This is a genomic window from Rhizobium leguminosarum bv. viciae USDA 2370, from assembly GCF_002008365.1.
Classification (GTDB): Bacteria; Pseudomonadota; Alphaproteobacteria; order Rhizobiales; family Rhizobiaceae; genus Rhizobium; species Rhizobium leguminosarum.
In genome coordinates this window covers 783,195-806,865 of sequence record NZ_MRDL01000036.1, presented here as the reverse complement: position 1 = coordinate 806,865, position 23,671 = coordinate 783,195, and the positions used below count along the sequence as shown (strand labels likewise).

Sequence of the window (23,671 nt, the reverse complement as noted above, 5' to 3'; positions counted from 1 at the left end):
TAATTAATTTACAAAATTAAGGAATGCATCGTGAAGTTAAAAGGCGACCAGACCACGGCGAGAGCCATGAACCGACGCCTCATCCTCAACCTTCTCCGGCGGGAGGGGCCGAGGAGCCGCGCAGACATCGCGACGGTGATTGGTTTAAGTCCTGCCGCCGTCACCTTTGTCGTCGCCGACCTTCTGGAGGAAGGCATCGTCATCGAAGGGAAGACCGTGCCCGGCCTCACCGGCCGCCGCCCGATCCCGGTAGATATCAACTACGAGCACGCACTCGCCGTTGGCTTCAAACTGATGGTCGATTCGGTGGAGTGCGTGGCAACCGACCTTGCCACCAACCCCGTCGCCGCCATGCGAGTAAACCTCGACGGCCACGACCCCGATAAGGTCGCCGACCTGCTGGCGGGCACCGTTCCCGAACTGGTGAAGCTCGCCGGCCGGCCAGATGCGAAGCTCGCCGGCATCGGCATCTCCATGCCGGGTGTCATCAATCACGAACAGACGGCCTGCGTGCGCAGCCACCGCTTCAGCTGGAACAACGTCCCCCTCGCCTCGCTCGTCGCCAGCCGTGTCCATGTACCGGTCTGGCTGGAGGACGACACCAACGCTTATGCCATTGCCCAGCAGCTCTTCGGGCTTGGCCGCCAGCATCGCAACATGGCCGTCCTCGCCGTCGGCGTCGGCATCAGCTGCGCGCTTGTCATCGACGGCAAGCTCTACCGCGGCGCAAACGGCGCGGCCGGCAAGTTCGGCCACACCCTCTACGAGGAGAACGGCCGGCTCTGCGAATGCGGCAAGCGCGGCTGCCTGATGGCCTATCACTCCGAAGCATCGATGCTGAGACGCTGGCGGGAAGCGACCGGCCGCGAGGAACTGGGATTGCCAGAACTGTCGGCCGCGCTCGCATCAGGCGATGCCGCCGCCCTCGCCCTCGTCGCCGATTCCGGCCGCGGCATCGGAACCGCCCTTGCCAATCTCGTCAACATCACCGATCCCGAAGTCATCGTCGCCGGCGGCGAAGCCGTCTCCCTCGGCGAGCCTTTCCTGACACCACTGCGTGAAGCCCTCGCCGTCCGGACCTTCCGAACCGCCCCGCCCCTCTTGCCTGACTGGGAGGACAATTCCTGGGCTCGGGGCGCAGCTGCCCTCGTCACCCAGAAAATATTCGACTTCGAATCCTCCGGCGGCATCACGGACATCGCCAATCTCGCCGGCGTCAGACCCGTAGACTCGTCGTCGGCGGCGTAGTGATACACTGGATTACAAAAATGGGGGTTTTCAGACACATCCCTGGTTCAATCCTCAGGTGAAATCCGGACGCGACCCAATGGTCGAGATTGGTTTAAATCCAGAAAGGATGACCACATGAAAATGATCCAGGCTATCGCGCTCGCCTTTGCTCTCGGCGGCGCAGCAACAGCACATGCAGAACAGCCGCTGCAGCGCACCGATCTCATCAGGAACGATATCGACGTGCCCGGCCACGAGGCCATTCAGGTCCGCGTCGATTTCGCGCCGGGCGTTCTCGCCCCCGATCACTCACATCCTGGCGAGGAGATCGCTTTCGTCATTGAGGGAACGCTGAAATACCAGCTTGAAGGCAGACAGCCGGTTACCCTTAAAGCCGGCCAATCCCTCTTCATTCCATCAGGCGTCGTTCACTCGGCGAAGAACGTCGGCAGCGGCAAGGCTTCGGAATTGGCAACCTACATCGTCCGCAAGGGAGAGACGCTCGTCGTGCCTGCGAAGTGAGTCAGTCGTAGAAACCCGCGTCTGGATGGGGAGCCGCCGCTGCACGAAGCGCTCGCCCCAGAACCTTCAGGACCGCGCCGCTTGCGTGGGAGCGCCGTTTCGCCCTTGCGGTCGCTTTCCATTCACGGCAGCATCGCCATACGGATTGATGGAATTCGCATCCCCAGTCATCTGAACCTCTCACACTCAGGAGGATTACCATGGCAACGCTGGAGCGGCCGTCCTTTATCGTCCATTGGAGCGAGATCGAACGGCCGGACGACTCGCACTATGACGATGACGACGAACTGATGAGCATTGGTGCGCCTTTCGGACGATATTTCGGTCTGGCAAAATTGGGCATTCATCACGAGCGCTTGCCGCCTGGCCGGCGCACCTCCTTTCCGCATGCCGAGAGCTGCGAGGAGGAATTCGTCTACGTTCTCGAAGGCGAGCCCGATGTCTGGCTTGACGGCCATCTCTATCGCCTGAAACAGGGCGACGCCGTCGGATTTCCGGCCGGCACCGGGATCGCCCATAGTTTCCTCAACAACACGCAAGCCGAGGTGCACCTCCTTGTCGTCGGTGAGCGCCACAAGGCCGAGAACCGCATTTTCTACCCGCTCCACCCTCACCGCCGACCGCTGCACGATGATTGGTGGGATGACCATCCCACCCACGCCCTCGGTCCCCACGATGGAATGCCGGACCTGGTGCGGGAAGCAAAGGGTCGCGGAAACAGCGAATAGATCGGCCAGGGTGATTGCTTGTCGCAATGTCGGCGTCGCGCAAAGCGGAGACCAACGCCTGCTTGGAGCTTCGACGGGTCACTGCGGTGCCTCCGCCTGAATTCAGCAGGTGGATGGTGATCTCGCGAGAAATGCCGCGATCACCGCCATCGCAGTTTGCCACGGTCGACGAAAACGGGTGAGCGAAATTGTCGAGGCCAGCACCTGCCGCTGGCAGACCTCGCCGGGGGCCATAGCCATAAGAGCAACTCTTGCGCTTTCCCGACATTGAGCGAGCGAGGGCCCAGCCGTCACAACGGATCGCTGATACCGATCAAAGAGAACTTGTCGAACCATGATGGATGGTATTCAGTCCGAAGCCCCGGCGCAACCATGGCAAAACGGCATCGAGCTGTCACGGCAGATGGATGACTCAAGATGAGGGGCAATCCGCCGCGCCTAAGATTGCTCGCTTTCGCAGTATGCCGACAGCAGTATTGCGATCGCGGCGATAAACCACACACATAGCAATCGATCGGAGCCCAAATGTCCACCGCCGCTTTGCCTGAACCGCCATACTATATGGTCAGTTTTTCCTCTCAACGAACAAAGCTCGACAACGGCTATGGCGAGATGGGTTATGCGATGACGGAACTTGCAAAACAGCAGCCAGGTTATCTCGGCTTCGAAAGTGCTCGCGGGGCAGACGGTTTCGGCATACTCATCTCCTATTGGAAGGATGAGGATAGCATTCGAGCCTGGAAATCAGTCGTCGATCACATTCAGGCGCAAAATCGCGGTCGGTCAGATTGGTATACTCGGTACGAAATCCGTGTTGCGCTCGTCACGCGAGCCTATGGATTCAATATTGAAGAGACATGAGTTGACTCGTTGAAGAATCTTGCCCCCTAAAACGTATCCTCTGTAAAGCGACGGACAAGCCTACCGCGCAAACCTGCGGGCGCCGGCGACGCAGAGGATAACGGCAACCGTCACGGCGAGCATGGCCCAGGTCACGGGCTCGTGCAGCAGGGTTGCGGCGAGCGCCAGCCCGAAGAACGGCTGGAGCAGCTGCAGTTGGCCGACGGCGGCGATGCCGCCCTGCGATAGGCCGCGATACCAGAAGATGAAGCCGATCAGCATGGAAAACAGCGAGACATAGGCAAGGCCGAGCAGCGCCGGCACTTCGATGCCAGAGAAGGTCTCCGGCCTATGGAAAAGCGCGACCGCGACCGTCACCGGCAACGACAGCACGAGCGCCCAGGAAATCACCTGCCACCCGCCGAGCGTGCGCGAAAGCCTGCCGCCTTCGGCATAGCCGAGGCCGCAGACGACGACTGCCGCCAGCATCAGGAGATCGCCGACCGGCGAGGCCGTCAGCCCCTGCGTCAGTGCGAATCCCGCCACCAGCGCACTGCCGAGAACCGAAAAGAGCCAGAATGCCGGCTTCGGCCGTTCTCCGCCACGGACCACGCCGAAGATCGCCGTCGAGAGTGGCAGCAGGCCGATGAATACGATCGAATGGGCTGACGTGACATGGTGCAGCGCCAGCGCCGTCAACAGGGGGAAGCCGACAACGACTCCCAACGCCACGACGGCAAGGGAGAGAATGTCACGCCGGCTCGGTCGCTTCTCTCTGAAAGCGATCAGCAGGCCAAGGGCGAGAATGCCGGCGATCGCCGCGCGCGTCACGGTGCGAAAGACCGGATCGAACTGCATCACCGCCACGCGCGTCGCCGGCAGCGATCCGCTGAAGATCACCACCCCGATAAAACCATTGATCCATCCCGATGCCATGCGGTCCATCTCGCGCTCCATGATGCGCTGCATTCCTTCATTCTCTAGCTCTTATCGGCCAACACGGATGGTTATGACAGTCACAGTCTGATACAATTTCGCGAAACTGTAATGGTGCAGGAAGCAATACGGATGAACGAAGGACGCACGCGCGTGGAGATGGTCGCCGCGACGATCAGGCAGCGCATCGCCGGGCGCAGCCTGACGCCGGGCGCAAAGCTACCCTCTGTGCGGGGGTTGGCCGCGACGTTGAAGCTGTCGACATCGACAGTCGTCGACGCTTATGAGCGGTTGGTCGCCGAAGGCGCGATCCTGGCAAGACCAGGCTCGGGATTCTACGTCGCCAACCAGGCAGCGCCCTTTGCGCTTGCCGAGACCGGACCGAAGCTCGACCGCGCGGTGGATCCGTTCTGGATATCGCGGCAATCGCTGGAGGCAGCCGAAGCCGACCTGAAGCCCGGCTGCGGCTGGCTGCCGCCCTCCTGGCTACCGGGGGACGGCATGCGCCGCGGGCTCAGAACGCTTGCCCGCGCCGACGGGCCGGCCCTCGCCGATTACGGCTCGCCGCTCGGCTTGCCGCAACTGCGCCAGCTGATTTCCCGCCGCCTGGGCGAACGGGGGATCGAAACCTCCCCCGACCAAATCATGCTGGCCGATTCCGGCACGCAGGCAATCGATCTGCTCTGCCGTTTCCTGCTGGAACCCGGCGACACGGTGCTGGTCGACGATCCCTGCTATTTCAATTTCCATGCGCTCCTGCGCGCCCATCGGGCAAAGATCGTTGGTGTGCCCTACACGCCGTCCGGTCCCGATATCGAAGCGTTTGCGCAAGTCGTCGCCGATGAGCGTCCGCGGCTCTACATCACCAACTCCGCCATCCACAATCCCACAGGCGCGACGTTGTCTCCTGTTACCGCCCACCGCGTTCTAAAACTCGCCGACCAGTTCGACCTGGCCATCATCGAGGACGATATCTTCGCCGATTTTGAATATACGCCGGCTCCCCGCCTTGCCGCCTTCGACGGGCTCGAGCGGGTTATCCACATCGGCAGCTTCTCGAAGACCTTGTCGGCCTCGGCCCGCTGCGGCTTCGTCGTGGCGAAACCGGAATGGATTGATGGCCTCACAGACCTCAAGATCGCCACCTCCTTCGGCGGCGGCCGGCTGACGGCGGAACTGGTGCTGAACGTCTTGAGCGACGGCAGCTATCGCAAACACATGGAGACGCTGAGACACCGGCTCTCCCGTGCGATGAGCGAGGTCTCGGCCCGGCTGAAGAATCTCGGCATAACGCCCTGGCTGGAGCCCCAGGCCGGAATGTTCCTCTGGTGCTTGCTGCCCGACGGCATCGATGCGGCTGATGTGGCGCGGGCCGCATTGGAAAAGAGGATCGTTTTGGCTCCCGGAAACGCATTCAGCCTGTCGCAATCGGCAACGAATTTCATGCGCTTCAACGTGTCTCAAACGCTCGACCCGCGCGTCTTCGAGGCGCTCCGCGACTTCCTGGCGAAAGAGAGGCATTAGACACAAGGGTGCTCTTCGGCGGCAACCGTCCTCGTACTAGTGGTCATCCGCGTAAGACGCGCGGAACACAGCCGCCTGCCCGCTATGCCTCATACATGTATTCATTTTTCTTTAAATGCAGAGAGTTAAAATTCGGAGACGCCAAACGATCACCAAGTCTAGAACTTTGGCCTGATCATTGCTCCGAAGAAGGTATTGCATGCGCAAGCCAAAGGTTCGAACCTCGCTGACAATCATCAATGTAACGTTTGCGTTCATCTTCTTGAGCTTTGGGCTGTTTTCCCTCAGGAGCGTGCAGCAGGTTAACCAGGACACGACGGCAATCGCCAAGAACTGGCTGCCGAGTGTTTCGGTAGCCCGCAATATCGGCTTCGAGCTGGAACGCATGAAGTTTGCCTACGCCAACCATATCATGTCGATCAGCGACCAGGCTATCGCCGCCGCAGAAGCAAAGATTACCTCTCAACGCACTGAGCTTGACGATGCGATTGCAGCTTATAAGCCGCTTATATCCTCGCCGCGCGAAGGCCAATTGCTGCAGCAGATCGAGGAGCAGGCCGCCAGCTACCAGAAATCGTCCGCGCCTATGCTGGAAAAGTCCCGCAAGAACGACAACGATGTTGCCAAGACGATCTTCTATTCCGACATGGAGCCATTCGTCGATCGCGCGGAAGAATTGGCCAATGAATTGCTGACGATAAACGTCAATGGCTCCGAGGCGTCATACGAAAACAGTCAATCCACGTACTTGGGCATTCTCTGGACAACCTCGGTGTTCACGGCACTCGTGATTGCAATCGTTGCTGGCGCAATCTCCTATGTGGCGATCCAGATCTCGCGTCCGATCAAGAAGATCACGCAATCGATGACCGGGCTGGCCGCTGGCGACACCGGCACGCAGATTCCCTATTCCAGCCGCACGGACGAAATCGGTGCGATGGCGGCAGCGGTTGAGGTCTTTCGGCAGACCGCGCTCGCCAAGATCAGAGCCGACGAAAATATCGAAACGAATCGGGTGCTGACGGAATCTGAGCGGCAGCGCCGCGAGCAGACGGAGCGCGCGCGGGCTGCAGCGATGGCGCAAGCCACGAACGGATTGGCAGAGAGCCTGAAACAACTTGCCGGCGGCGATCTCACCGTTCAGATCAGCGAGCCTTTCGATGCGGATTTCGAGGGCCTGCGCGGGGATTTCAACGGCGCCGTCGCAAAACTCTGCCAGACCCTCGCCAAAGTGGCGGGATCAGCCGTCAATATCGACGGCGGCTCGAATGAAATCGCCAACAGCGCAAACGACCTGGCGAAACGAACCGAACAACAGGCAGCGGCGCTCGAGCAGACAGCCGCTGCTCTCGATGAAATCACAGCCAATGTCGCATCCGCCTCCAAGCGCGCCGAGGAAGCCCGCGAGGTGGCCGCGCAGGCGAATGCCGGTGCGACGACATCAGGTGAGATCGTAAGCCAGGCGGTCCAGGCCATGAGTCGGATCGAGCAATCCTCCAGCCAGATTTCCAACATCATCGGCGTGATCGACGAGATCGCGTTCCAGACCAATCTCTTGGCCCTCAATGCCGGTGTCGAGGCCGCGCGCGCCGGCGAGGCAGGCAAGGGATTTGCCGTGGTGGCGCAGGAGGTCCGCGAACTGGCGCAGCGCTCCGCACAGGCGGCCAAGGAAATCAAAACGCTGATCCATGCATCGGCGGGAGAAGTCGCAGCCGGCGTCGGACTGGTCTCGAAAACCGGCGAAGCGTTGAAAACCATCGGCGAGCTGATCGTTGCCATCAACCGCCATGTCGAGGCAATCGCCGTCTCCGCCCGGGAACAATCCGTCGGCCTGGCGGAGATCAATACGGCCGTCAACAGCCTAGACCAGACCACGCAGCAAAACGCAGCCATGGTCGAGGAGGCGAGCGCCGCTTCCGCATCGCTTGCCGACGAAGGCGCCACGCTTCGCCAGTTGATCAGGCAGTTCAATCTGAACGAGACCGCGCAGGAAAGCGCCTACGCCCTTCGCAGAACGGCTTGAGCCGAAGGAACGATCGGCACGCAAAACACGGGGTCTATCGGCCTCGAACAGGAATGCGGGCCGCAGCGTCGTTGCATGATCATCGGTCGTCGGTCCAAACTGAGGTTGCTGAGCAGGCGGAACGTCGCGATAACATCGCGACAGAACAAAATTGATATTGTTCGACATTCGCTCTCACGGAATTTGACGATGTCCGATCTCGATCTGGAAACCATCCTCGATGAACTCCGGCAGAGGGAGCCGATATTCCATCGCCGCGCCTCGGCACGAGCTGCGACGATCTGGTTTCGATGACGGCGGAGGATTTCTTCGAGATCGGCGCAAGCGGCAGGATCTATCGGCGCGACTTCGTCATCGCCAACCTACTGGAGCGCTACCAGCAGCCGGAAAGGCATGACTGGCCCTGCCGGGACTTCTCGATCCGCGGACTCGCCGAAAACCTCTATCTGCTGAACTACACGCTGGACGAACCCGGCAGGACGACGCTCAGAACCACCATCTGGCAAAGCTCTGGCGGGAGCTGGAAAATCGTCTTCCATCAGGGAACCATTGCCGGCTGAGCCGCCAATGTCAAAATCGCGCGAGGCGTGGAATTGACGCAGACACCCCTAACGCCATCGATCATCAGAACGACCGGTGAACCGCCTTGTCGTTGGCAAGACGGGTCACGCAGCCTTCGAGCTTGGCGAGCAGCAGATCGAAGTCGAGCGGCTTCGTCAGATAGTCCGCCGCTCCGCCGCGCAGGCCGGCTAGCGTGTTTTCCCGATCGGTCAGTGCCGTCAGCAGGATGAAGGGAATGTTGGAGAGCTCGGGGTGGTTGATCTGAATTTCCGCCAGAAGCTGGTGCCCATCCATGACCGGCATCGAAATGTCGCTGATGACGATATCGGGCCATTTCGACAGGATCATTTCCAGTCCCTCGGCGCCGTTCGAGGCCTCGAGCGTCCTGTAGCCGGCTTCGCTCAACTCTTCGACGAGGAGGTTCCGGATCTCGACTTCGTCTTCTATGCACAGGACTGTAACCATGAGCTCTTCCTTAAGCTGCGACTTGTTGATCCGACAATAGAAACTCTATTGGCAGAAGAATGGTGAATGTTGTGCCTTTGCCAAGCTCGCTCGTCACCTCGACGGTGCCGCCGTGTAGTTCGATAACCTGCTTGACGACGTTGAGACCGATGCCCGTCCCGGCAATGCCCGTCGCGCTGCGGGCGCGATAATAGGGCTGGAACAGCTTCGGCAGATCCTCCGCATCCATGCCGATGCCGCTGTCGGAGATGGCGATCTCCACCGTCTTGTCGTCGGCCCGGGCGCGAACATGAATGTCAGGCGCGTCGGGTGAATATTTGACGGCGTTCGAAATCAGGTTGGTGAAGACCTGTTCCATCGCGCTGCGATCGAACGTCAATACATCCGGTATGGGCTCAAGATCGAGATGGAACACATGCGTGCGGCTGAGATGGCGCTGCCTGTCGCAGCACGTGACGAGCACCGCTTTCAGGTCACCTTCGCTCCGCTTCAGTGTGATCTGTCCGGTTTCGAGCCGCCCGCTGGCGAGGATACTCTCCATCAGATCGACCATGCGCACCACCGCACTGCGGATCACGCCGGCCTTTTCGTGAACGTAATCGCCGCTGACGTTGGTGGTCGAGCGGCAGAGCCGCTGCGCAGCGGCGTCGATGATGGCGAGCGGCGTGCGAAACTCGTGCGAGGCCATGGCGACGAACTGGCGCTGGAGCGCATTCACCTGGCGTTCGTGCACCAGCAGGCGGTCCAGTTCCTCTCTCTGCCTTTCGATCTCGGCCGTTCGATCGGCCACCATCTCTTCCAGATGGTTGCGGTGGTGCGTGAGCTGCTCTTGGCTGTCCAGCAGGGTCAGCGAGGTGCGATGCAGACCTCGTCCGAGCCAGAACACCACGGTGATCAGCAGCGCCAGGCAACCGAGCCCTGCCGGCGCGATTTGATGAAGCAGCATAAAACCGGGCAGGATAGGCGGCCACACGAGATAGCCGATCGTGCCGCCGTTATGGGACGACACCAACACTTGCGCCCGCTCGTCCTCACCTTTCGAAGGCGCGAAATGCAACCCTTCGAGCAGCGCATGATGGGCGATGTTTTCGGCAGTTTTTCCATCGATGAACTTGACCGAGATGGCGATGAACTCCTGGCCCGCCTCGATCTGCATCCTGGCCGAGCTCGGCAGAATGGGACGCGCACTGGCAATTGCCGGTCTGTTGCCGATCATAATCGTCCGAACCTTGGCCAGTTGACCAAGCGCTTCAGCGCCGGGCTTTGCAGCCCGCTCGACGAGAACGGCGCGCATCTCTCCGGCGAGAGCAGTCATTTCTTGGCCGTCGTCGTCACCGAGCCGCGGCGGCATGGCATCGGCGCCGTCACGGAAGGCGAACATCAGGCGATTGGTGTCGTCGAAGATGTAGGTTCTGTCGTGCCCGAAATAGCGGTTGGTCCACTGGCCGACATTGTCGAGCAGCCACTCATGGTTCCGCTGTTTGGTATAGAGGAAGGCATCGTCCCATTTGGTGACGCTTTCCTGCTCCCGGGGAAGTGCCGCGATCTGCTCTTCCAGCCCCTGCCGGACGAAATCGGCCTGCCGACGGAGCGAGAGATCATCGACCTTCACCGCTGCGAGCCACGCAAATCCGCACAACACGACAGCCGCCGCGCAGGTGAGCGTCACCAGGACGAACGTAATGTGCGATGTGAGCCCGACCTTCAATACCTGCAACCTTTTGATGGCGCCCGCTGCCGAGAAATTGACACGCAAAGGTTGACGGACCGTGAATTATGCGCTCCCGTGCGGGTCTGCGGCAGGTCCCCCCATAGGCATCGCAATCGTTGAAGGAGAAGCACATGGATGCAGCATCGTCGGATACATCAGGCATCAGGATCGAGCCGATCGCCGCCGTCCATATCGACAGCTTTCATCATGCGCTCGACGTGGTCGCACGGGAGAAAAAATACCTGTCCATGCTGGAAGCAACGCCGCTGCCGCAAACACGGGAGTTCGTGATGGGCATGATAGCAAAAGGCAATCCGCAATTCGTTGCCACCGCTGAAAACCAGGTCCTCGGCTGGTGCGACATCAGCCGACATTTTTTCCCGTCCCACGCGCATCGCGGAAAACTCGGAATGGGGATTCTTCCCGCCTATCGGGGCAAGGGTCTGGGACGAAGGCTCATCGAGACGACATTGAGAGCCGCGCAGAAAAGCGGTTTTGCAAGGGTTGAACTCGATGTTTATGAAGACAACGCCCGTGCTATCGCTCTCTACGAAAAGATGGGATTTGCACGCGAAGGCATCGTCCGACGTGCGGCACGCATCGACGGTCAGTTCATCGATGCGATCAGCATGGCGCTTTTGTTCGACGAGCGCGGCGCGGCATAGATCCAGGTATCGCGTCGATTTCTGAATGGGCCCCCGCGAGCCCGGCTGATCAACATTTCGGCCTGAACTTGAAACAAATGCCCTTTCGAGCAATTAGGCCAGGCACTCCCCTATCGGGCGAATGCCTCGAATGGATTGTCGTGGGTCAGGCGCATCAGGGTTCCGTCGTCTACGCCCCGCCGTTTCAGCTCGGGCAGCAAGACGGTGGAAAGATGGGTGTACGGTTTGGGTATCCCGCCCATCGGCAGCGCCGGATCGAACCAGCCACGGTCATGGCTCAACAATAGGCGATCGCCGCAGCCCGCCTCCAGCGCCTTGATCACCAGCTCCGCCACCTCGTTGTCTCCGCCCCGGCCGACATGGTCGTACTCGATCCAAGCGCCTCGCTCGGCGACGGCGACATGATAGGCAAAGTCCTTCTCTTCCTGCGTATGGATCGAGATGAACCTGTCAGCCCTGTAGCCCTCTGCCTCGATGACATCGAGCTGATCCATGACGACCCGTCCCCTGATCGTATGACTGCCGATGACGGCGCCTGTCTGCGCCGCGGCGCGCGCGGCTGCCCGCAGGATTTTCGTCTCGAGCGCCGTCATGCCGTCATCGCCGGCGCTGAGCTTGATCCAGCCCGCCTGGAACCCGGTCTCGTCGATCTGCTCCGTCAGCTCGCGAAGCATCCATGCCTCCAGCTCTTTCTCGGAAGCCTGACGGACCCATTTGGGAATCCAGGGTTCACGGTAATTGCCGGTGGGCACGACAATCGGAAAATCCGTCGCGAGCGACACGGCAAGATCGATATCCGCACGGCGTCCAACGCCACCCGTCGAGCATTCGACCAGTGCCGTCACCCCGAGCTTCTTGATCCGCTCGATTTCGGGGGCCATCAGCCGGACGACGTCTTCGGTCTCCGCTTCGGCATAACCGGGCTGGTCCGGCGTCCTGAGGTCGATGAAAACGTGCTCATGCGGGAGGATCATCCCAAGTTCGGATCTGCTCTTAGGCCCGAGCGTCGTGCGCAGATATTTCAAAGTCTCTCCCCCCACGGGCATATCGGCTTTGCGTACAGCCTTCGACCCAAGCCTCGACACTGCCGCGAAAGTAGATCGTGACGTGATGAAATCAATCGCTCACTTGATCGAAATTCTTACGACAGACCTTGATATCGACGTCCGGCTTGGCGAGTTGACTGTCGCCGGGGGAAGATACGCCGCATCGACTACTTCCCCTCAACCTTGCCCCTTCCGGCCCTTCGCATGGCTCAGGGCGTTCGGCCCTGCAATCGATTCACTGGATCGATTGCTCCCGCTTCGCGGGACCGGGCCTCACCACGGTGGCGCATCGCGCTCACCCCGGTGGCGCATCGCGCTCAACCCGGCCGGCGCACCGCGCGGATCTTGCCGCTGCCGCCTCCGCCGCAGAAGAAGCAGTCGCCGCCGTCGGATTCGAGACCGGAGACGCCGGTGCCCTCGGGCATCTCCAGCCGCTCCAGCACCTCTCCGGTTTCCGGGTCGATGCGCCTGACGTCGCTGTCATCGCCCTCCCAGGTGCCGTGCCAGAGCTGGCCGTCGACCCAGGTGACGCCTGTCACGACGCGGTTGGATTCAATGGTGCGGAGGATCTTGCCGGTTTCCGGGTCGATCTGATGGATCCTACGGCCGCGGTGCTGGCCGACCCAAAGCGAGCCTTCGGCCCAGGCAAGGCCGGAATCGCCACCATTGCCCGGCGCAGGGATGGTGGAAAGGATACGACCGGACTTCGGGTCGATCTTGTGAATGACATCCTCGGCGATCTGATAGAGGAACTCGCCATCGAAGGCCGTGCCGGCATGCGATGCGACCTCGATCGAGCGCACCACCTCGCCGTTTGCGGGATCGAGCGCATTCAGCCTGTCGCCCGAGGCGAACCAGACGTGTTCACCGTCGAAGGTGACGCCGTTGACGCGCTCGGCACCGGGAAAAGGTCCATATTCACGGATGATCGTCGCAGCCGATTTTTTCATCTCTTCCATCCTATTCGCCCGTAGGGCCATCCTCATCAGTCAGGCCATACTAATCGCTTGGCAACGGTCCCGGGAGTAACAAGATCGTCGGGAAACCGGGTAACGGCGGGCTCATCCAGCGCCGCGCCCGCCCGCGCCCGAAGGACTGCACCCTGCTTTCATCGGCGAGCGAATCCAGCGCCCGCTGCACGGTGCGCGGGCTGGCGCCGAGCGCGATCGCCAACGCCGAGCTCGACCACGCCTCGCCATCGGCGAGAAAGGCGAGCACCGCCCCGTGTTGACCTTCGACCAGCGGCGCCAGCACGGCGGTCTCTTCGGCACGCCGCGGCGAAAGCGCAAAGCCGCGTTTCGTCGCCGAAACCTCCGCCAGTCCCCGCAGTTCGGCGCGCAGCCGGCCGATCTCGACGCGCAGCCGGGCGCGATGCGATTCATCGGCATGTTTGCCGCGGAAGGCGCGCGCGATGAGCGTGCCGCGTGCCACATCCGTCGGCCAGGCTTCGGCAAGCGTCCGGGCGAGCGTGAAGAGCACGGGCCGCTTTGCCAGCGACACCGACAGCTGGTCGTCGCGCACGACGTGGCGGCAGGCATCGACGACAAGCGTGCCCGAACCCAGCAGCTCTTCCACCTCCTCGAGCAACAGCGGGCTTTCCCGCCAGCGCGAGATCAGCCGCGCCACCGGCGCGCTGAGCACGTGGGCGGCATTTTCCACCTCCGCCGTCAATACCGGCATACCGGCCTCGCGTGCAGCCCGCCTCGCCCGGTCGAGAGCCTCGTGCGCCGTATTCGTCTGCAGGCGCCGGATCGCGATGCCCGCGACCACCAGCTCATGAGCGGCCCTTGCCGCCGGCGGCAGCGGCGTTGGATCGAGCGTTTCCAGCGCCCGCTCGGCCTCGTCGAGCCGGCCGATCAGCACCAGCCGGCGAAGCTCGACATTCCTGGCATGGGCGGCATTGACCCTGTCGCCATGCGCTTCGAGCACCTTGCGCGCCGCTTCCAGCGCCTTGGGCGGCCAGGTGAGATCGCGCGAGACGAGCGCGATCTCGGCCTCGGCGACCACGCAGCGGGCCCGGGCCATCGCCTCCCGCGGGCCGAAGGCACGCGCCGCACTCTTCAACAGCGCCTTGGCGCGGACGAGATCGCCGAGCTGCGCCATCGCAATGCCGCGCAGCGCCAGCGCCGGCGCATCGTCGCGCAGCGCCACCCGCTTTAGCGCGCCAAGCGCATCGCCCGCTGCCAGCGCCCGCGCCGCCGCCGTGATCAGCGAGTCCATTCAAATCCCGTCACACTTGTCACTCCCACCATTTCCCACCTGGCCTTAGATTTGTCGTCGACCGGCAAGCAAGCCTGCGCCGGATGCTACGACGAGAGACAGGCAAAGGAGAAGACCCATGACGGAACAGCTGAACGCAACACGCCAGCAGTGGCTGGCAGCAAGGCTCGATCTGCTCGAGGAGGAGAAGGAACTGACCCGGCAGAGCGACGCGCTGGCGATGAAGCGCCAGCGATTGCCGCGAGTGAGGATCGACAAGCAATACCGCTTCGACACCGACGGCGGCAACGTCTCGCTGAAGGACCTCTTCGGTGGCCGCTCGCAGCTTCTCGTCTATCACTTCATGTTCGGGCCGGACTATACCGCGGGATGCCCGTCCTGCTCGTCGATCGCCGATGGCTTCAACGGCTTCTTCGTTCACCTGGAGAACCACGACGTCGCCTTTTGGGCGGTCTCCCGCGCGCCGTTGGCAAAGCTCGAAGCATTCAAGCGACGGATGCACTGGAGCTTTCCCTGGGCGTCGTCCTTTGGCAGCGACTTCAACGGCGATTTCAGCGTCTGGTTCTCCGCCGAGCAGCAGCACCAGGGCGATGTAGACTATAATTACCGCCGCGAACCGCCCGCCCCCCAACCGCTCGCCGCAAGGACTGTCCAGGAGCGGCAGCCCCGCGATAGCGAGGCGCCGATCACTCAGATCGCCGCCATGACCGGCACCGATGTCCCCACCTATACCCGCGACCGGCCGGGTGTCAGCGCCTTCGAGCTCATCGACGGTGCCGTCTACCACAGCTATTCCAGCTATGCGCGCGGGCTGGACGGGTTATGGGGCATGTATCAATGGCTCGACCGCGCCCCCAAGGGCCGCAACGAAACCGGCATCTGGTGGCGCCACCACGACCGGTACGGCAAGGAGTGACGCCGATGCTGTTCTCCGCCCACACTCCAAGCAGAGGCGACGGCAACGTCGCTCTCAACGCCGCCGAGTGGCTCTCGCTGGCTGCCGCCGCGGATGGATCAGCTGGGAAACCGAGCGGTGGCATGGCTAGTCCAGGCAGCCGGATCACCGGCCGCGCCGCCGATTGGCTGTCGCTTGCAGCCGCTCCGACATTCGCGATCATGGCGGTGCTGACAGCCACGACCGGCAGCGCCGTCATGATCTGCATGACGACGCCGGATGCCTTCCCGATCGGCGGAATGGTGCCGATGTACCTGCTGATGAGCGGCTTCCACCTGGCGCCCTGGCTGCGGCTCGCCGCCGGCTGGCGGGGCATAAGCCCCCGATAACGCTCCGCGACGACGATGCTCCTTCTTCTCCCCAGCGCGGAGAAGAGGGAGCAAGCCGCACTCCCGCTCGGCCGCGTCCGGCTTTACCTCCTTACCGGCGCGACCAAGTTCATGCCCTCACCTCGATAAAGTCGATCGGCCCGCCGGCAACATCGTCGTCGAAGACCGCACAGGAAAGCTTGCCGCCGAAGACGCAGCCGCTGTCGATGTTGGTGCGGTTTCCTGTCGTCACCGGGTTGGACAGCGACGGTGTATGGCCGTGGACCAGGTGCTTGCCCCAATAGTCGCCGGACTCACCGGGAGGGAACCGTAACCAGAGAAGATCGTGCTCGCTCTGCTGCTCCAGCGGAAATGCTGGATCGACGCCCGCATGGACGAAGATCCGATATCGATCAATGTGCATGAAGGGAAGATCGGCCGCCCATTGCAGATGCTGGGGCAGAACTCTGCCGCCGTAGGACATTTCGGTTTCAAGTCCGCCGATGCCGATGCCGATCCACACGTCTCTGCTGTCGCTATCGGCATAGGCAGCGACCATCAGGTCCTCATGATTGCCTTTCAGGCAGATCCATCGCCACGAGTCCGATGGACCGGCAATGATCCGGTCGAGGACACTTTTGCTGTCAGGCCCGCGATCGACATAGTCGCCAAGGAAGACGACCGTGCCTTCTGGCGCATAAGCCTCGACCCGATCGATCATCCTGTTCAGCGGATCGATACAGCCGTGGATATCACCTATGGCGAACGTGTAGCGCATGTCTCATTTTTAGCGCCTGTCGGGGGTCAGGTGAAGTCCGGATCGCCGCGGCGGATCTCAATACTGCCGACAGAAAATACGACTCATTTCCCAGCACTTGCGGCGATTGCCTCGCCTTTGGCTTGAGTTCGCATATTGATCGGCGCATCGGCCGCCGAGGATGCCGATCCGCGGATGGATACGGCATTGCATTGTGCAATCGCCAACGGCTATGCCTTCATCACCATGAAGAAATACGGACGAACCTATCACCTACCGATTTCTCCCGGAGCGACGAGCGATGACAAAGTCATGGCGATGCTTGACGGGTTGATGATTGGCGATCTTGTCATCACCGAGAAAATGGATGGTGAGAACACGACCATTTATCGGGGCGGGTCTCATGCGCGTAGTCCCGATAGCCGTTACCATTCGTCGCGCGATTGGCTTAAGGCTTTTGCTGCCAGCATCAGCCCGCAACTGGCAGATGGCGAACGCATCGTGGGTGAGAACCTCTATGCCCGGCACTCGATCGGTTATGATGATCTGCCGTCGTACTTCCTCGGCTTTGCATGGATTATCGACGATGAGGTCCAATCCTGGGACCTGACGCAAGCCCGGTTCGAAGAACTGGGCATCGTTCCGGTGTCGACACTATATCGGGGACCATACAAAGCCGGCCTGTTCGAGGATACGGCGGCATCACTGGATAAGACCAAGCAGGAGGGGTTTGTCGTTCGGATCGCTGATGCGTTCCTGGAAACCGAAATGCCAGTTCGGATGGGCAAGTATGTGCGGGACAACCACGTTCAGAGTGAAACGCATTGGATGCAGTCGGAACTCATCCCCAATCGCTTGGCAAATTCCTGACGGTCGCAAATGGTGCAACTTACCGCCAGACTCTTCGAGGCAGTTGGTGGCATTATTGAATTCCGTAAAGCGTCCCCCGCGCCCCCGCCCGAAGCTGATCATCTCCGAGATAGCAAGCGACGCCTCTGCCATGGGCGCCGCGCCCCCCGTTCGAATCGACCTATTATTGATCTCGGGCACTTCATCGACACGAGCGGAACCGGCTCTCTCTCAGCCGCTTACGGCGATTGCCTCTGCTTCTGCTAGAGGAAATCGGCCGGCGCGAGTCATCATGCAGCAAGTGTCCAGCCCGGCTGGCACGCGCACCCTTTCGGTTCCGATTGTCTTCCGGGCCGAAACTGTGCGATGACCGGTCGAACCCAGATACAACGGATCAAGGTGCGGCATCGGCATGAAGAAGATTGGTTTTCTCTCGTTCGGGCACTGGACGCCCTCGCCTCAATCGCAGACGCGCTCGGCCGGCGATGCGTTGCTGCAGTCGATCGACCTTGCCGTCGCGGCCGAGGAGCTCGGTGCTGACGGGGCGTATTTCCGCGTGCACCACTTCGCCCGACAGCTGGCAGCACCCTTCCCGCTGCTATCAGCCGTCGGCGCAAGAACCAGCCGCATCGAGATCGGCACTGCCGTCATCGACATGCGCTACGAAAACCCGCTCTACATGGCCGAAGATGCCGGTGCGGCCGACCTCATCGCCGGCGGCCGTCTGCAGCTCGGCATCAGCCGCGGTTCGCCCGAACAGGTGATCGATGGCTGGCGCCATTTCGGCTATGCCCCGCCCGAAGGCCAGAGCGAGGCCGACATGGCCCGCCACCATGCCGAAGTCTTCCTCGAAGTGTTGCGCGGCGAAGGTTTTGCCAAGCCGAACCCGCGGCCAATGTTTCCGAACCCGCCTGGCCTGCTGCGCCTCGAGCCGCATTCCGAGGGCCTGCGTGAACGGATCTGGTGGGGCGCCAGCTCCAATGCCACCGCCGTGTGGGCAGCCAAACTTGGTATGAACCTGCAGAGCTCGACGCTGAAGGACGATGAGACGGGAGAGCCCTTCCACGTCCAGCAGGCCGACCAGATCCGGGCATACCGCGAGGCCTGGAAAGAAGCCGGCCACACGCGCCAGCCTCGCGTCTCGGTCAGCCGCAGCATCTTCGCGCTCGTCGACGATCGCGACCGCGCCTATTTCGGCTACGGCAACGACGGTGAGGACAAGATCGGCTTCATCGACGAGAAGACCCGGGCGATCTTCGGTCGCAGCTATGCCGCCGAACCCGATGCCCTGATCAAGCAGCTCGCCGAGGACGAGGCAATCGCCGAAGCCGACACGCTGCTGCTCACCGTCCCCAACCAGCTCGGCGTCGACTACAACGCTCATGTCATCGAAGCTATCCTGACCCATGTCGCGTCTGCGATGGGTTGGCGCTGACGCTCCGGCCACAGCTGCCGGCCTCTCAAACTCGCGGATACCTCTCGCGGAATTCGCGAGGACTGCAGCCTTCGCGTTCGTGAAAAACACGCGAAAAATAAAACGGATCGTCCAAGCCGATCATGGCGGCCACCGTTTCGATCTTTTCGTCGGTGGTTGCCAAGAGTTGTTTGGCATGATCCATGCGCGCCCGTAGCTGAAATGCCTTGGGAGGCAATCCGGTTTCGAGCGTGAACCGCCTGCGCAGCGTGGCCGGAGACATACCGTGCTCGGCAGCAAAGGCTGCGAGGTCCAATGGTTTCATCGCCCGCCGCCGTAGCGTTTCCACGATGTCGGCCATGTCGCGCCTTTCCTGGCGTCGATCGGCCGCGCCGCTTACCTGTCTGGCGGCCGATATGACAATGCGATGCAGCATCAATGCCGACGATGCCTGCCCGAGATTGGTATCGTCAAGCAGATCGGCATGAAGCTTGCCGAACAACCGGACCACCTCATCGAGATGATGCAAAGCCACGACGGGATGTCGCTCGGAGATGATCCTCAGCCTCACGAAGTCCCGCGTGAAAGATCCTTCGAAAAGCGCCCAGCGCTCGTCCCAGCCGCCTTCGTCGGGGCCATAGGAATGCACCCGGTTGGGAAACAGCCAGAACAATGCAGGTCCAGTCAGGCTGAGGCGGCCGCTGGCGGCGGTTTCCAGCCAGCCCTGCCCGCGCTCTACCAGGACAACGGCGAAACTCGGCAGTTTCCGCTCCGTCACCGCGCGGCGGGCCTGCTGCCTGCCGCTGCCGGTGACAGCAAGTCCGCCGGCAGCGGCAGGCGGCGTTCTATAGATGGCTTCGGCGTTTCTCATGATGAGCGAAAAGTCTAGGTATGAATTTCCTCTATGTCGGTTGGCCCGCCGGATCAGGTAATTGATGACAAGCCAACTCAAGCGACGGAGGAGTGAAATGTCAATTGCTGCGGACGTCATGCAGGTCCAAAAGCCGGAATTTTCCCTTGCCGCCCATGGCAGGACCTTGCCTGCGGAGCGAACGGGCTGGCTCACGCCGACCGATCCCGCCATCGGCGTCGACGCCATCCGCCGCCGCTACCAGGACGATGGCTATGTCTGGCTGAAAAGCCTTCTGCCGAAGGCTGGCGTGATCGACTTCCGCCGCTGGGTCTTCGAACATCTCGCCGAAACCGGACTGGTCGAGTCCGGCAGCGATTTTTCCCTTGGCATTGCGTCTGCCGGTGGCTTCGACAAGAGCCTGGCGGACCGGCGCCTGATGTCGCTCGTCCGCTCAGCCGCCTATGAAGGCTTTTGTGCGCAACCGCCGCTCGCCCGCTTCATGGACGATTTCCTGCAGGGCATTTCCTATCTGCATAAGCGCAAGCTCATGCGTTTCATCCAGCCGGGATCGCCGACGGCCACGCCCGCCCACTATGATCTCGTCTATCTCCGCGGCGGCACCAGCCGCCTGGTGACGGCCTGGATTCCAATCGGCGACATCCCCACCGAGATGGGCGGCTTGGTTTACCTCGAAGGCTCGCATGCGCTGGGCGTCAAGATGGAAGCCGAGTTCCGGGCCATGAGTGGCGATCTTTCTCCGGAAGAGCGGATCAGCGCCTATAACAGCCACATGGCGGAAGGCGGCTGGGTCTCGAAGGATCTCCCGGATATGGCGGAGCGCTTCGACACCCGCTGGCTCGCGGCCGATTATGAGGCCGGTGACGTGGTGCTCCACTCGCCCTACATGATCCACGCCTCGACCATCAATCAGGACCGCAGCCGGCGGCTGCGCCTCTCCACCGACATAAGATATCAGAATGTCGACGACGAGATCGACGTCCGATGGAACAACCACTGGAGCCTCGGCGACATGCTGTAGCCCGGCTTTCCAGTGCCCATCTTTGCCTGCGATCCGGTGCAATGGCTGCTATAGCAGGTTGATTGGCGAAAGGACGTCTACATAGAAGCGAAGCGTAGGGGACCTTACTGCCGCGATGGGCGTTGATGGTCCGGGCCTTGAACGATCCCATGACTGCCCGACTTATTGATCTAGCCGAACCGCTCGAGTTGCCTCATGCCGCGTACAAACTTGAACGATATCCTGATCTTCATGGCCGTCGTCGATGCGGGGAGCTTTATCGCCGGCGGCCAAGCCATGGGCCTTTCCCGTTCGGCGGCAGGCAAGGCGGTCATCCGCCTGGAAGACCGGCTCGGCGCGCGCCTGCTCAACCGCACGACGAGGACGCTGAGCCTGACCGACGAAGGCCGGATGTTCTACGAGCGCGGGCTGCAGATTCTTACATCGGTCGACGAGGCGGAGGCGAGCGTGGCAGGGCAGAACAGCACGCCGCGAGGCGTTCTCAGGCTCACTGTTCCCGATGCCTTCGGGCGGCTCGTCATGCTGCCCCTGCTTAAAAAATATCTTCGGGCCTGGCCCGACATCCAGGTCGAAGTGAGCTTCACCGATCGCCCGGCCGACATCGTCGAGGACGGCTTCGATCTGGCAATCCGGATCGGCGCGACGGCGACGGACACCGGCCTGATCGCGCGCACGGTCGCCAGATACAAGGCGCGGCTCTGCGCTTCGCCGTCTTACCTCGCAGAGCGCGGGGAGCCGGGCGATATCGACGATATCACGGCCCACGACTGCCTGATCTTTGCCAGCCGCAATCAAAGGCAGGGCTGGCGCTTTCGCGGGGAAGGCGGTCCCTGGGTCAAAGCGCAAGGGCGCAGCCGTCTGAGGCTCGACAGCGCAGAGGCGATCCGCGACGCCGCCCTGGCGGGACTAGGGATTGCCCTCCTTCCCGATTTTCTCGTCGCCGATGATCTCCTCGCCGGGCGCCTCCGGCAGGTCCTGCCCGGCCTCGAAACTGACGACGCAAAGATCGTCGCTCTCTATCCCGACAAACGCCTGCTGGAACCGCGTGTCCGCCGTTTCATCGATCTGATGGTCGAGGAGCTTGGGCACCTGGGCCAGGCAAGCAACCGCGACGCTAGCTCTGGGTGATAGGCTTGTAGAAGCCGCGGAAGCTCTTCAGCGCCAGGGGAAAGAGCGTTGCGGCGAGATAGGCGAGCCCGGTGAGCGAGAGCGCCGCGGCAAGGCCGATCATGCTGATCAGTGCGCCGCCGACGAGGCCGCCGAAGGGGATGAGCGCGAAGCAGAGGGCGGCGTTCATCGCGGTGACACGGCCGGTCAGCGGCTTGGGGATGCGCTCGAAGATCACTGCCGACAGGATCGGATTGAGGAAGCCCGAGGCAAATCCCGCGATTGTCAGGGTGAGGAAGATGAGGGAGAGCGGCGCATCCAGCGCAATAACGAGAAAGCGCGGAAATCCGGTCAGCAGGAAGGCCACGGTATAAACCATCAGGCGCGGCATCCGCTCGCCGATCGCAGCGGCAATCGCAGCACCCGCGATCGAGGCGCCGGTGAAGGCCGAAAACATCGCCCCCAGCAATTCCGGGCCATGGCCTGAGCTCTGCGTCCAGACGGGCAGCAGCACCGCGTGATAGGCCTGGTCCAGCAGGTTGGTGGTCGCCACCATGATGACAATGCTGACGAGGACCGCGTCGCCGCGCAGAAAGCGCCAGCCTTCCCTGAGATCGCCGAGATAGGACGACATCCCGCCCGGCCGGGCCTCGGGCGCGTCGCGTAGCTCAGACATACTCCTGAGCCCGGGGATGCCCACTCCAACGATCAGCGCCGCGGCAGCGAAGGTAATGGCATTGACGACGAGCGCCTGGCCCGGGCCGATCAAGCCGATCAGCGCTCCGGCACCCGCAGCACCCGCCGTTGAGGCCAGCCGCTCGATGGCGCCGACGACGCCGGTCACCCGTTCGATCGGCACGGCCGCCAATTCGGCAATATCCGGCACCATCGCCTGTTTGGCAGCATCGGATGGACCGCGCAGCACACCCATGGCAAAGACAACAGGCAGCAGCAGCGGCATACCAAGCAGGCCGAACCAGTCGAGCATCGGCACCAGCATCACCACGGCCACCGAAGCGATGTCGCAGACGACAGCGATGCGCTTCGGGCCGACGCGGTCGATCAGCGGCCCACTGAGCGCCTTGGCGGCGACATAGGGCAGCATCTCCATCATCGCCGTCAGCCCTGTTAAAACGGGGCTGCCCGTCGTGCTCAGCACCAGCCAGGGAATAGCGATGGTCGACAGCCGCGTGCCGGAAAGCGAAAGCGTCTCGGCCGCGGCAAGCGCCAGGAATGGCCCGCCCTTCTTCATGACCCATCATCCCCCTCGCGATGCGGGAGCCGGCCCGGATAGGGAAAGGCGTGCAGCATGATCGAGAAAGGAACCATATCCGGGGGTGCGAGCTCTCCCAAAGGCGGAGCCACCCGCATCGCTTCGAGAATGATATCGGTCAGCCGCCTGGTCAGGGCTTCGGCCTGTTCCGCCGTCATCGGGATGATGATGTCGCTGGCTGTACTCGCCTTGCGCCATTCCGCCGGCAGCTCGGCATATTCCTCCAGCGCCTGCTGCATATGGCCGACCTGCAGAGAGAGTATCGCCTGGTTGAAGGCGAGATCGAGATCCAGCGCTTCGCCCTCAACCTCGCTTGCCGGCACCGAGGTGAGCTCGTGGCTGGCGCGCCACCAGCGGTCGCGCCGCGAAGCATGCGGCGCTTCCTCGATGAAGCCGTACTGGGCGAGCTGACGCAGGTGATAGCTGGTCGCGCCGCTATTCAGCCCGAGCCGCGCCGCAAGCTGCGTCGCGGTGGCGGGTCCATCGACCCGCAGCATGCCGAGCATGCGTAGCCGGACAGGATGCGTCAGCGCCTTCAGCGCGGTTGGATCGGGCACGACACGGCTGAGGGTGCGGGGTGCGGTGGCGGATTGACCAGGCTGCGGGCGCGGATTTTTCATGCCGGAAGCCTACTATTGCAAAGAT

Annotated in this window: 24 protein-coding genes; 14 read left to right on the top strand and 10 right to left on the bottom strand. The window is 62.1% G+C overall.

What is annotated here, in order from left to right; all coding sequences use genetic code 11:
• Positions 1-30 precede the first annotated feature (30 nt).
• The 4 genes from BS629_RS18835 to BS629_RS18820 all read left to right on the top strand — a co-directional run bounded on the left by BS629_RS18835 (position 31) and on the right by BS629_RS18820 (position 3,341).
• Positions 31-1,248, top strand: coding sequence for an ROK family protein (locus tag BS629_RS18835; RefSeq protein WP_018242690.1), 1,218 nt, complete (start codon positions 31-33; stop codon positions 1,246-1,248).
• 117 nt (positions 1,249-1,365) lie between these two features.
• Positions 1,366-1,752 carry a cupin domain-containing protein gene (locus BS629_RS18830; RefSeq protein ID WP_018242691.1) on the top strand — a complete coding sequence of 129 codons (387 nt, stop codon included), beginning with the start codon at positions 1,366-1,368 and terminating at the stop codon, positions 1,750-1,752.
• A gap of 200 nt (positions 1,753-1,952) precedes the next feature.
• The gene (locus BS629_RS18825; protein WP_077988340.1) at positions 1,953-2,480 is read left to right on the top strand and encodes a cupin domain-containing protein; all 528 of its coding nucleotides are present in this window, start codon (positions 1,953-1,955) and stop codon (positions 2,478-2,480) included.
• A gap of 525 nt (positions 2,481-3,005) precedes the next feature.
• Entirely contained in the window at positions 3,006-3,341 is a 336-nt protein-coding gene (locus tag BS629_RS18820) for an antibiotic biosynthesis monooxygenase family protein (protein WP_018242693.1), read from the top strand.
• Between the two features lie 60 nt (positions 3,342-3,401).
• Here BS629_RS18820 and BS629_RS18815 read toward each other — a convergent pair whose 3' ends face one another.
• Positions 3,402-4,265, bottom strand: a complete 864-nt coding sequence (locus BS629_RS18815; protein ID WP_026188452.1) for a DMT family transporter — start codon at positions 4,263-4,265, stop codon at positions 3,402-3,404.
• A gap of 102 nt (positions 4,266-4,367) precedes the next feature.
• Between BS629_RS18815 and BS629_RS18810 the strand changes: the two genes are divergently transcribed.
• From BS629_RS18810 to BS629_RS18800, 3 genes are all read left to right on the top strand, one after another.
• Positions 4,368-5,780 (top strand): aminotransferase-like domain-containing protein, encoded by a 1,413-nt coding sequence (locus tag BS629_RS18810; RefSeq protein WP_018242695.1) that lies wholly within the window; start codon positions 4,368-4,370, stop codon positions 5,778-5,780.
• Between the two features lie 199 nt (positions 5,781-5,979).
• The gene (locus tag BS629_RS18805; RefSeq protein WP_018242696.1) at positions 5,980-7,803 is read left to right on the top strand and encodes a HAMP domain-containing methyl-accepting chemotaxis protein; all 1,824 of its coding nucleotides are present in this window, start codon (positions 5,980-5,982) and stop codon (positions 7,801-7,803) included.
• A gap of 290 nt (positions 7,804-8,093) precedes the next feature.
• Positions 8,094-8,363, top strand: coding sequence for a nuclear transport factor 2 family protein (locus BS629_RS18800; protein ID WP_018242698.1), 270 nt, complete (start codon positions 8,094-8,096; stop codon positions 8,361-8,363).
• Positions 8,364-8,427: 64 nt separating this feature from the next.
• Here the strand turns inward: BS629_RS18800 and BS629_RS18795 are convergent, their stop codons facing one another.
• Entirely contained in the window at positions 8,428-8,829 is a 402-nt protein-coding gene (locus BS629_RS18795) for a response regulator (RefSeq protein ID WP_018242699.1), read from the bottom strand.
• 10 nt (positions 8,830-8,839) lie between these two features.
• Positions 8,840-10,585, bottom strand: coding sequence for a sensor histidine kinase (locus tag BS629_RS18790; protein ID WP_018242700.1), 1,746 nt, complete (start codon positions 10,583-10,585; stop codon positions 8,840-8,842).
• 86 nt (positions 10,586-10,671) lie between these two features.
• Here BS629_RS18790 and BS629_RS18785 point away from each other — a divergent pair, with 86 nt between their 5' ends.
• A complete protein-coding gene (locus tag BS629_RS18785) occupies positions 10,672-11,205 on the top strand; it encodes a GNAT family N-acetyltransferase (RefSeq protein WP_018242701.1) in 534 nt (177 codons plus the stop codon).
• Between the two features lie 110 nt (positions 11,206-11,315).
• Here BS629_RS18785 and BS629_RS18780 read toward each other — a convergent pair whose 3' ends face one another.
• From BS629_RS18780 to BS629_RS18770, 3 genes are all read right to left on the bottom strand, one after another.
• Positions 11,316-12,230 (bottom strand): phosphotriesterase family protein, encoded by a 915-nt coding sequence (locus BS629_RS18780; RefSeq protein ID WP_018242702.1) that lies wholly within the window; start codon positions 12,228-12,230, stop codon positions 11,316-11,318.
• A 338-nt stretch (positions 12,231-12,568) separates the two neighbouring features.
• Positions 12,569-13,201, bottom strand: a complete 633-nt coding sequence (locus BS629_RS18775) for a Vgb family protein (protein WP_026188454.1) — start codon at positions 13,199-13,201, stop codon at positions 12,569-12,571.
• A gap of 49 nt (positions 13,202-13,250) precedes the next feature.
• Positions 13,251-14,471: a hypothetical protein gene (locus BS629_RS18770; protein WP_018242704.1), complete on the bottom strand. Its 1,221-nt coding sequence runs from the start codon at positions 14,469-14,471 to the stop codon at positions 13,251-13,253.
• Positions 14,472-14,589: 118 nt separating this feature from the next.
• Between BS629_RS18770 and BS629_RS18765 the strand changes: the two genes are divergently transcribed.
• Together BS629_RS18765 and BS629_RS18760 are read left to right on the top strand one after the other, a co-directional pair.
• Positions 14,590-15,387, top strand: a complete 798-nt coding sequence (locus BS629_RS18765) for a DUF899 domain-containing protein (protein ID WP_018242705.1) — start codon at positions 14,590-14,592, stop codon at positions 15,385-15,387.
• 5 nt (positions 15,388-15,392) lie between these two features.
• Positions 15,393-15,755 (top strand): hypothetical protein, encoded by a 363-nt coding sequence (locus BS629_RS18760; protein ID WP_018242706.1) that lies wholly within the window; start codon positions 15,393-15,395, stop codon positions 15,753-15,755.
• Between the two features lie 109 nt (positions 15,756-15,864).
• Here the strand turns inward: BS629_RS18760 and BS629_RS18755 are convergent, their stop codons facing one another.
• A complete protein-coding gene (locus BS629_RS18755) occupies positions 15,865-16,512 on the bottom strand; it encodes a metallophosphoesterase family protein (protein WP_018242707.1) in 648 nt (215 codons plus the stop codon).
• A gap of 225 nt (positions 16,513-16,737) precedes the next feature.
• On the opposite strand from BS629_RS18755, the gene BS629_RS18750 reads away from it, so the two are divergent.
• The gene (locus tag BS629_RS18750) at positions 16,738-17,361 is read left to right on the top strand and encodes an RNA ligase family protein (RefSeq protein ID WP_026188455.1); all 624 of its coding nucleotides are present in this window, start codon (positions 16,738-16,740) and stop codon (positions 17,359-17,361) included.
• Between the two features lie 391 nt (positions 17,362-17,752).
• A complete protein-coding gene (locus tag BS629_RS18745; protein WP_018242709.1) occupies positions 17,753-18,775 on the top strand; it encodes an LLM class flavin-dependent oxidoreductase in 1,023 nt (340 codons plus the stop codon).
• A gap of 25 nt (positions 18,776-18,800) precedes the next feature.
• Here the strand turns inward: BS629_RS18745 and BS629_RS18740 are convergent, their stop codons facing one another.
• Positions 18,801-19,625: a helix-turn-helix transcriptional regulator gene (locus tag BS629_RS18740; RefSeq protein WP_018242710.1), complete on the bottom strand. Its 825-nt coding sequence runs from the start codon at positions 19,623-19,625 to the stop codon at positions 18,801-18,803.
• A gap of 97 nt (positions 19,626-19,722) precedes the next feature.
• On the opposite strand from BS629_RS18740, the gene BS629_RS18735 reads away from it, so the two are divergent.
• Together BS629_RS18735 and BS629_RS18730 are read left to right on the top strand one after the other, a co-directional pair.
• Positions 19,723-20,646 (top strand): phytanoyl-CoA dioxygenase family protein, encoded by a 924-nt coding sequence (locus tag BS629_RS18735; RefSeq protein WP_018242711.1) that lies wholly within the window; start codon positions 19,723-19,725, stop codon positions 20,644-20,646.
• A 195-nt stretch (positions 20,647-20,841) separates the two neighbouring features.
• On the top strand, positions 20,842-21,774 hold the full coding sequence (locus BS629_RS18730; protein WP_018242712.1) for a LysR family transcriptional regulator: 933 nt from the start codon (positions 20,842-20,844) through the stop codon (positions 21,772-21,774).
• Here the strand turns inward: BS629_RS18730 and BS629_RS18725 are convergent.
• Positions 21,761-23,005 (bottom strand): MFS transporter, encoded by a 1,245-nt coding sequence (locus BS629_RS18725; RefSeq protein ID WP_018242713.1) that lies wholly within the window; start codon positions 23,003-23,005, stop codon positions 21,761-21,763. The genes BS629_RS18730 and BS629_RS18725 overlap by 14 nt on opposite strands.
• On the bottom strand, positions 23,002-23,646 hold the full coding sequence (locus tag BS629_RS18720; protein ID WP_018242714.1) for a winged helix-turn-helix domain-containing protein: 645 nt from the start codon (positions 23,644-23,646) through the stop codon (positions 23,002-23,004). The genes BS629_RS18725 and BS629_RS18720 overlap by 4 nt, the downstream gene beginning before the upstream one ends.
• Positions 23,647-23,671 lie beyond the last annotated feature (25 nt).

Coding starts and splice junctions, on each gene's coding strand:
- BS629_RS18830 (WP_018242691.1), top strand. CDS start 1,366: ATGAAAATGATCCAGGCTATCGCGCTCGCCTTTGCTCTCGGCGGCGCA.
- BS629_RS18745 (WP_018242709.1), top strand. CDS start 17,753: ATGAAGAAGATTGGTTTTCTCTCGTTCGGGCACTGGACGCCCTCGCCT.
- BS629_RS18755 (WP_018242707.1), bottom strand. CDS start 16,512: ATGCGCTACACGTTCGCCATAGGTGATATCCACGGCTGTATCGATCCG.
- BS629_RS18720 (WP_018242714.1), bottom strand. CDS start 23,646: ATGAAAAATCCGCGCCCGCAGCCTGGTCAATCCGCCACCGCACCCCGC.
- BS629_RS18765 (WP_018242705.1), top strand. CDS start 14,590: ATGACGGAACAGCTGAACGCAACACGCCAGCAGTGGCTGGCAGCAAGG.
- BS629_RS18820 (WP_018242693.1), top strand. CDS start 3,006: ATGTCCACCGCCGCTTTGCCTGAACCGCCATACTATATGGTCAGTTTT.
- BS629_RS18805 (WP_018242696.1), top strand. CDS start 5,980: ATGCGCAAGCCAAAGGTTCGAACCTCGCTGACAATCATCAATGTAACG.
- BS629_RS18800 (WP_018242698.1), top strand. CDS start 8,094: ATGACGGCGGAGGATTTCTTCGAGATCGGCGCAAGCGGCAGGATCTAT.
- BS629_RS18815 (WP_026188452.1), bottom strand. CDS start 4,265: ATGGACCGCATGGCATCGGGATGGATCAATGGTTTTATCGGGGTGGTG.
- BS629_RS18825 (WP_077988340.1), top strand. CDS start 1,953: ATGGCAACGCTGGAGCGGCCGTCCTTTATCGTCCATTGGAGCGAGATC.
- BS629_RS18785 (WP_018242701.1), top strand. CDS start 10,672: ATGGATGCAGCATCGTCGGATACATCAGGCATCAGGATCGAGCCGATC.
- BS629_RS18725 (WP_018242713.1), bottom strand. CDS start 23,005: ATGAAGAAGGGCGGGCCATTCCTGGCGCTTGCCGCGGCCGAGACGCTT.
- BS629_RS18770 (WP_018242704.1), bottom strand. CDS start 14,471: ATGGACTCGCTGATCACGGCGGCGGCGCGGGCGCTGGCAGCGGGCGAT.
- BS629_RS18775 (WP_026188454.1), bottom strand. CDS start 13,201: ATGAAAAAATCGGCTGCGACGATCATCCGTGAATATGGACCTTTTCCC.
- BS629_RS18730 (WP_018242712.1), top strand. CDS start 20,842: ATGCCGCGTACAAACTTGAACGATATCCTGATCTTCATGGCCGTCGTC.
- BS629_RS18760 (WP_018242706.1), top strand. CDS start 15,393: ATGCTGTTCTCCGCCCACACTCCAAGCAGAGGCGACGGCAACGTCGCT.
- BS629_RS18740 (WP_018242710.1), bottom strand. CDS start 19,625: ATGAGAAACGCCGAAGCCATCTATAGAACGCCGCCTGCCGCTGCCGGC.
- BS629_RS18795 (WP_018242699.1), bottom strand. CDS start 8,829: ATGGTTACAGTCCTGTGCATAGAAGACGAAGTCGAGATCCGGAACCTC.
- BS629_RS18810 (WP_018242695.1), top strand. CDS start 4,368: ATGGTGCAGGAAGCAATACGGATGAACGAAGGACGCACGCGCGTGGAG.
- BS629_RS18735 (WP_018242711.1), top strand. CDS start 19,723: ATGTCAATTGCTGCGGACGTCATGCAGGTCCAAAAGCCGGAATTTTCC.
- BS629_RS18750 (WP_026188455.1), top strand. CDS start 16,738: ATGAAGAAATACGGACGAACCTATCACCTACCGATTTCTCCCGGAGCG.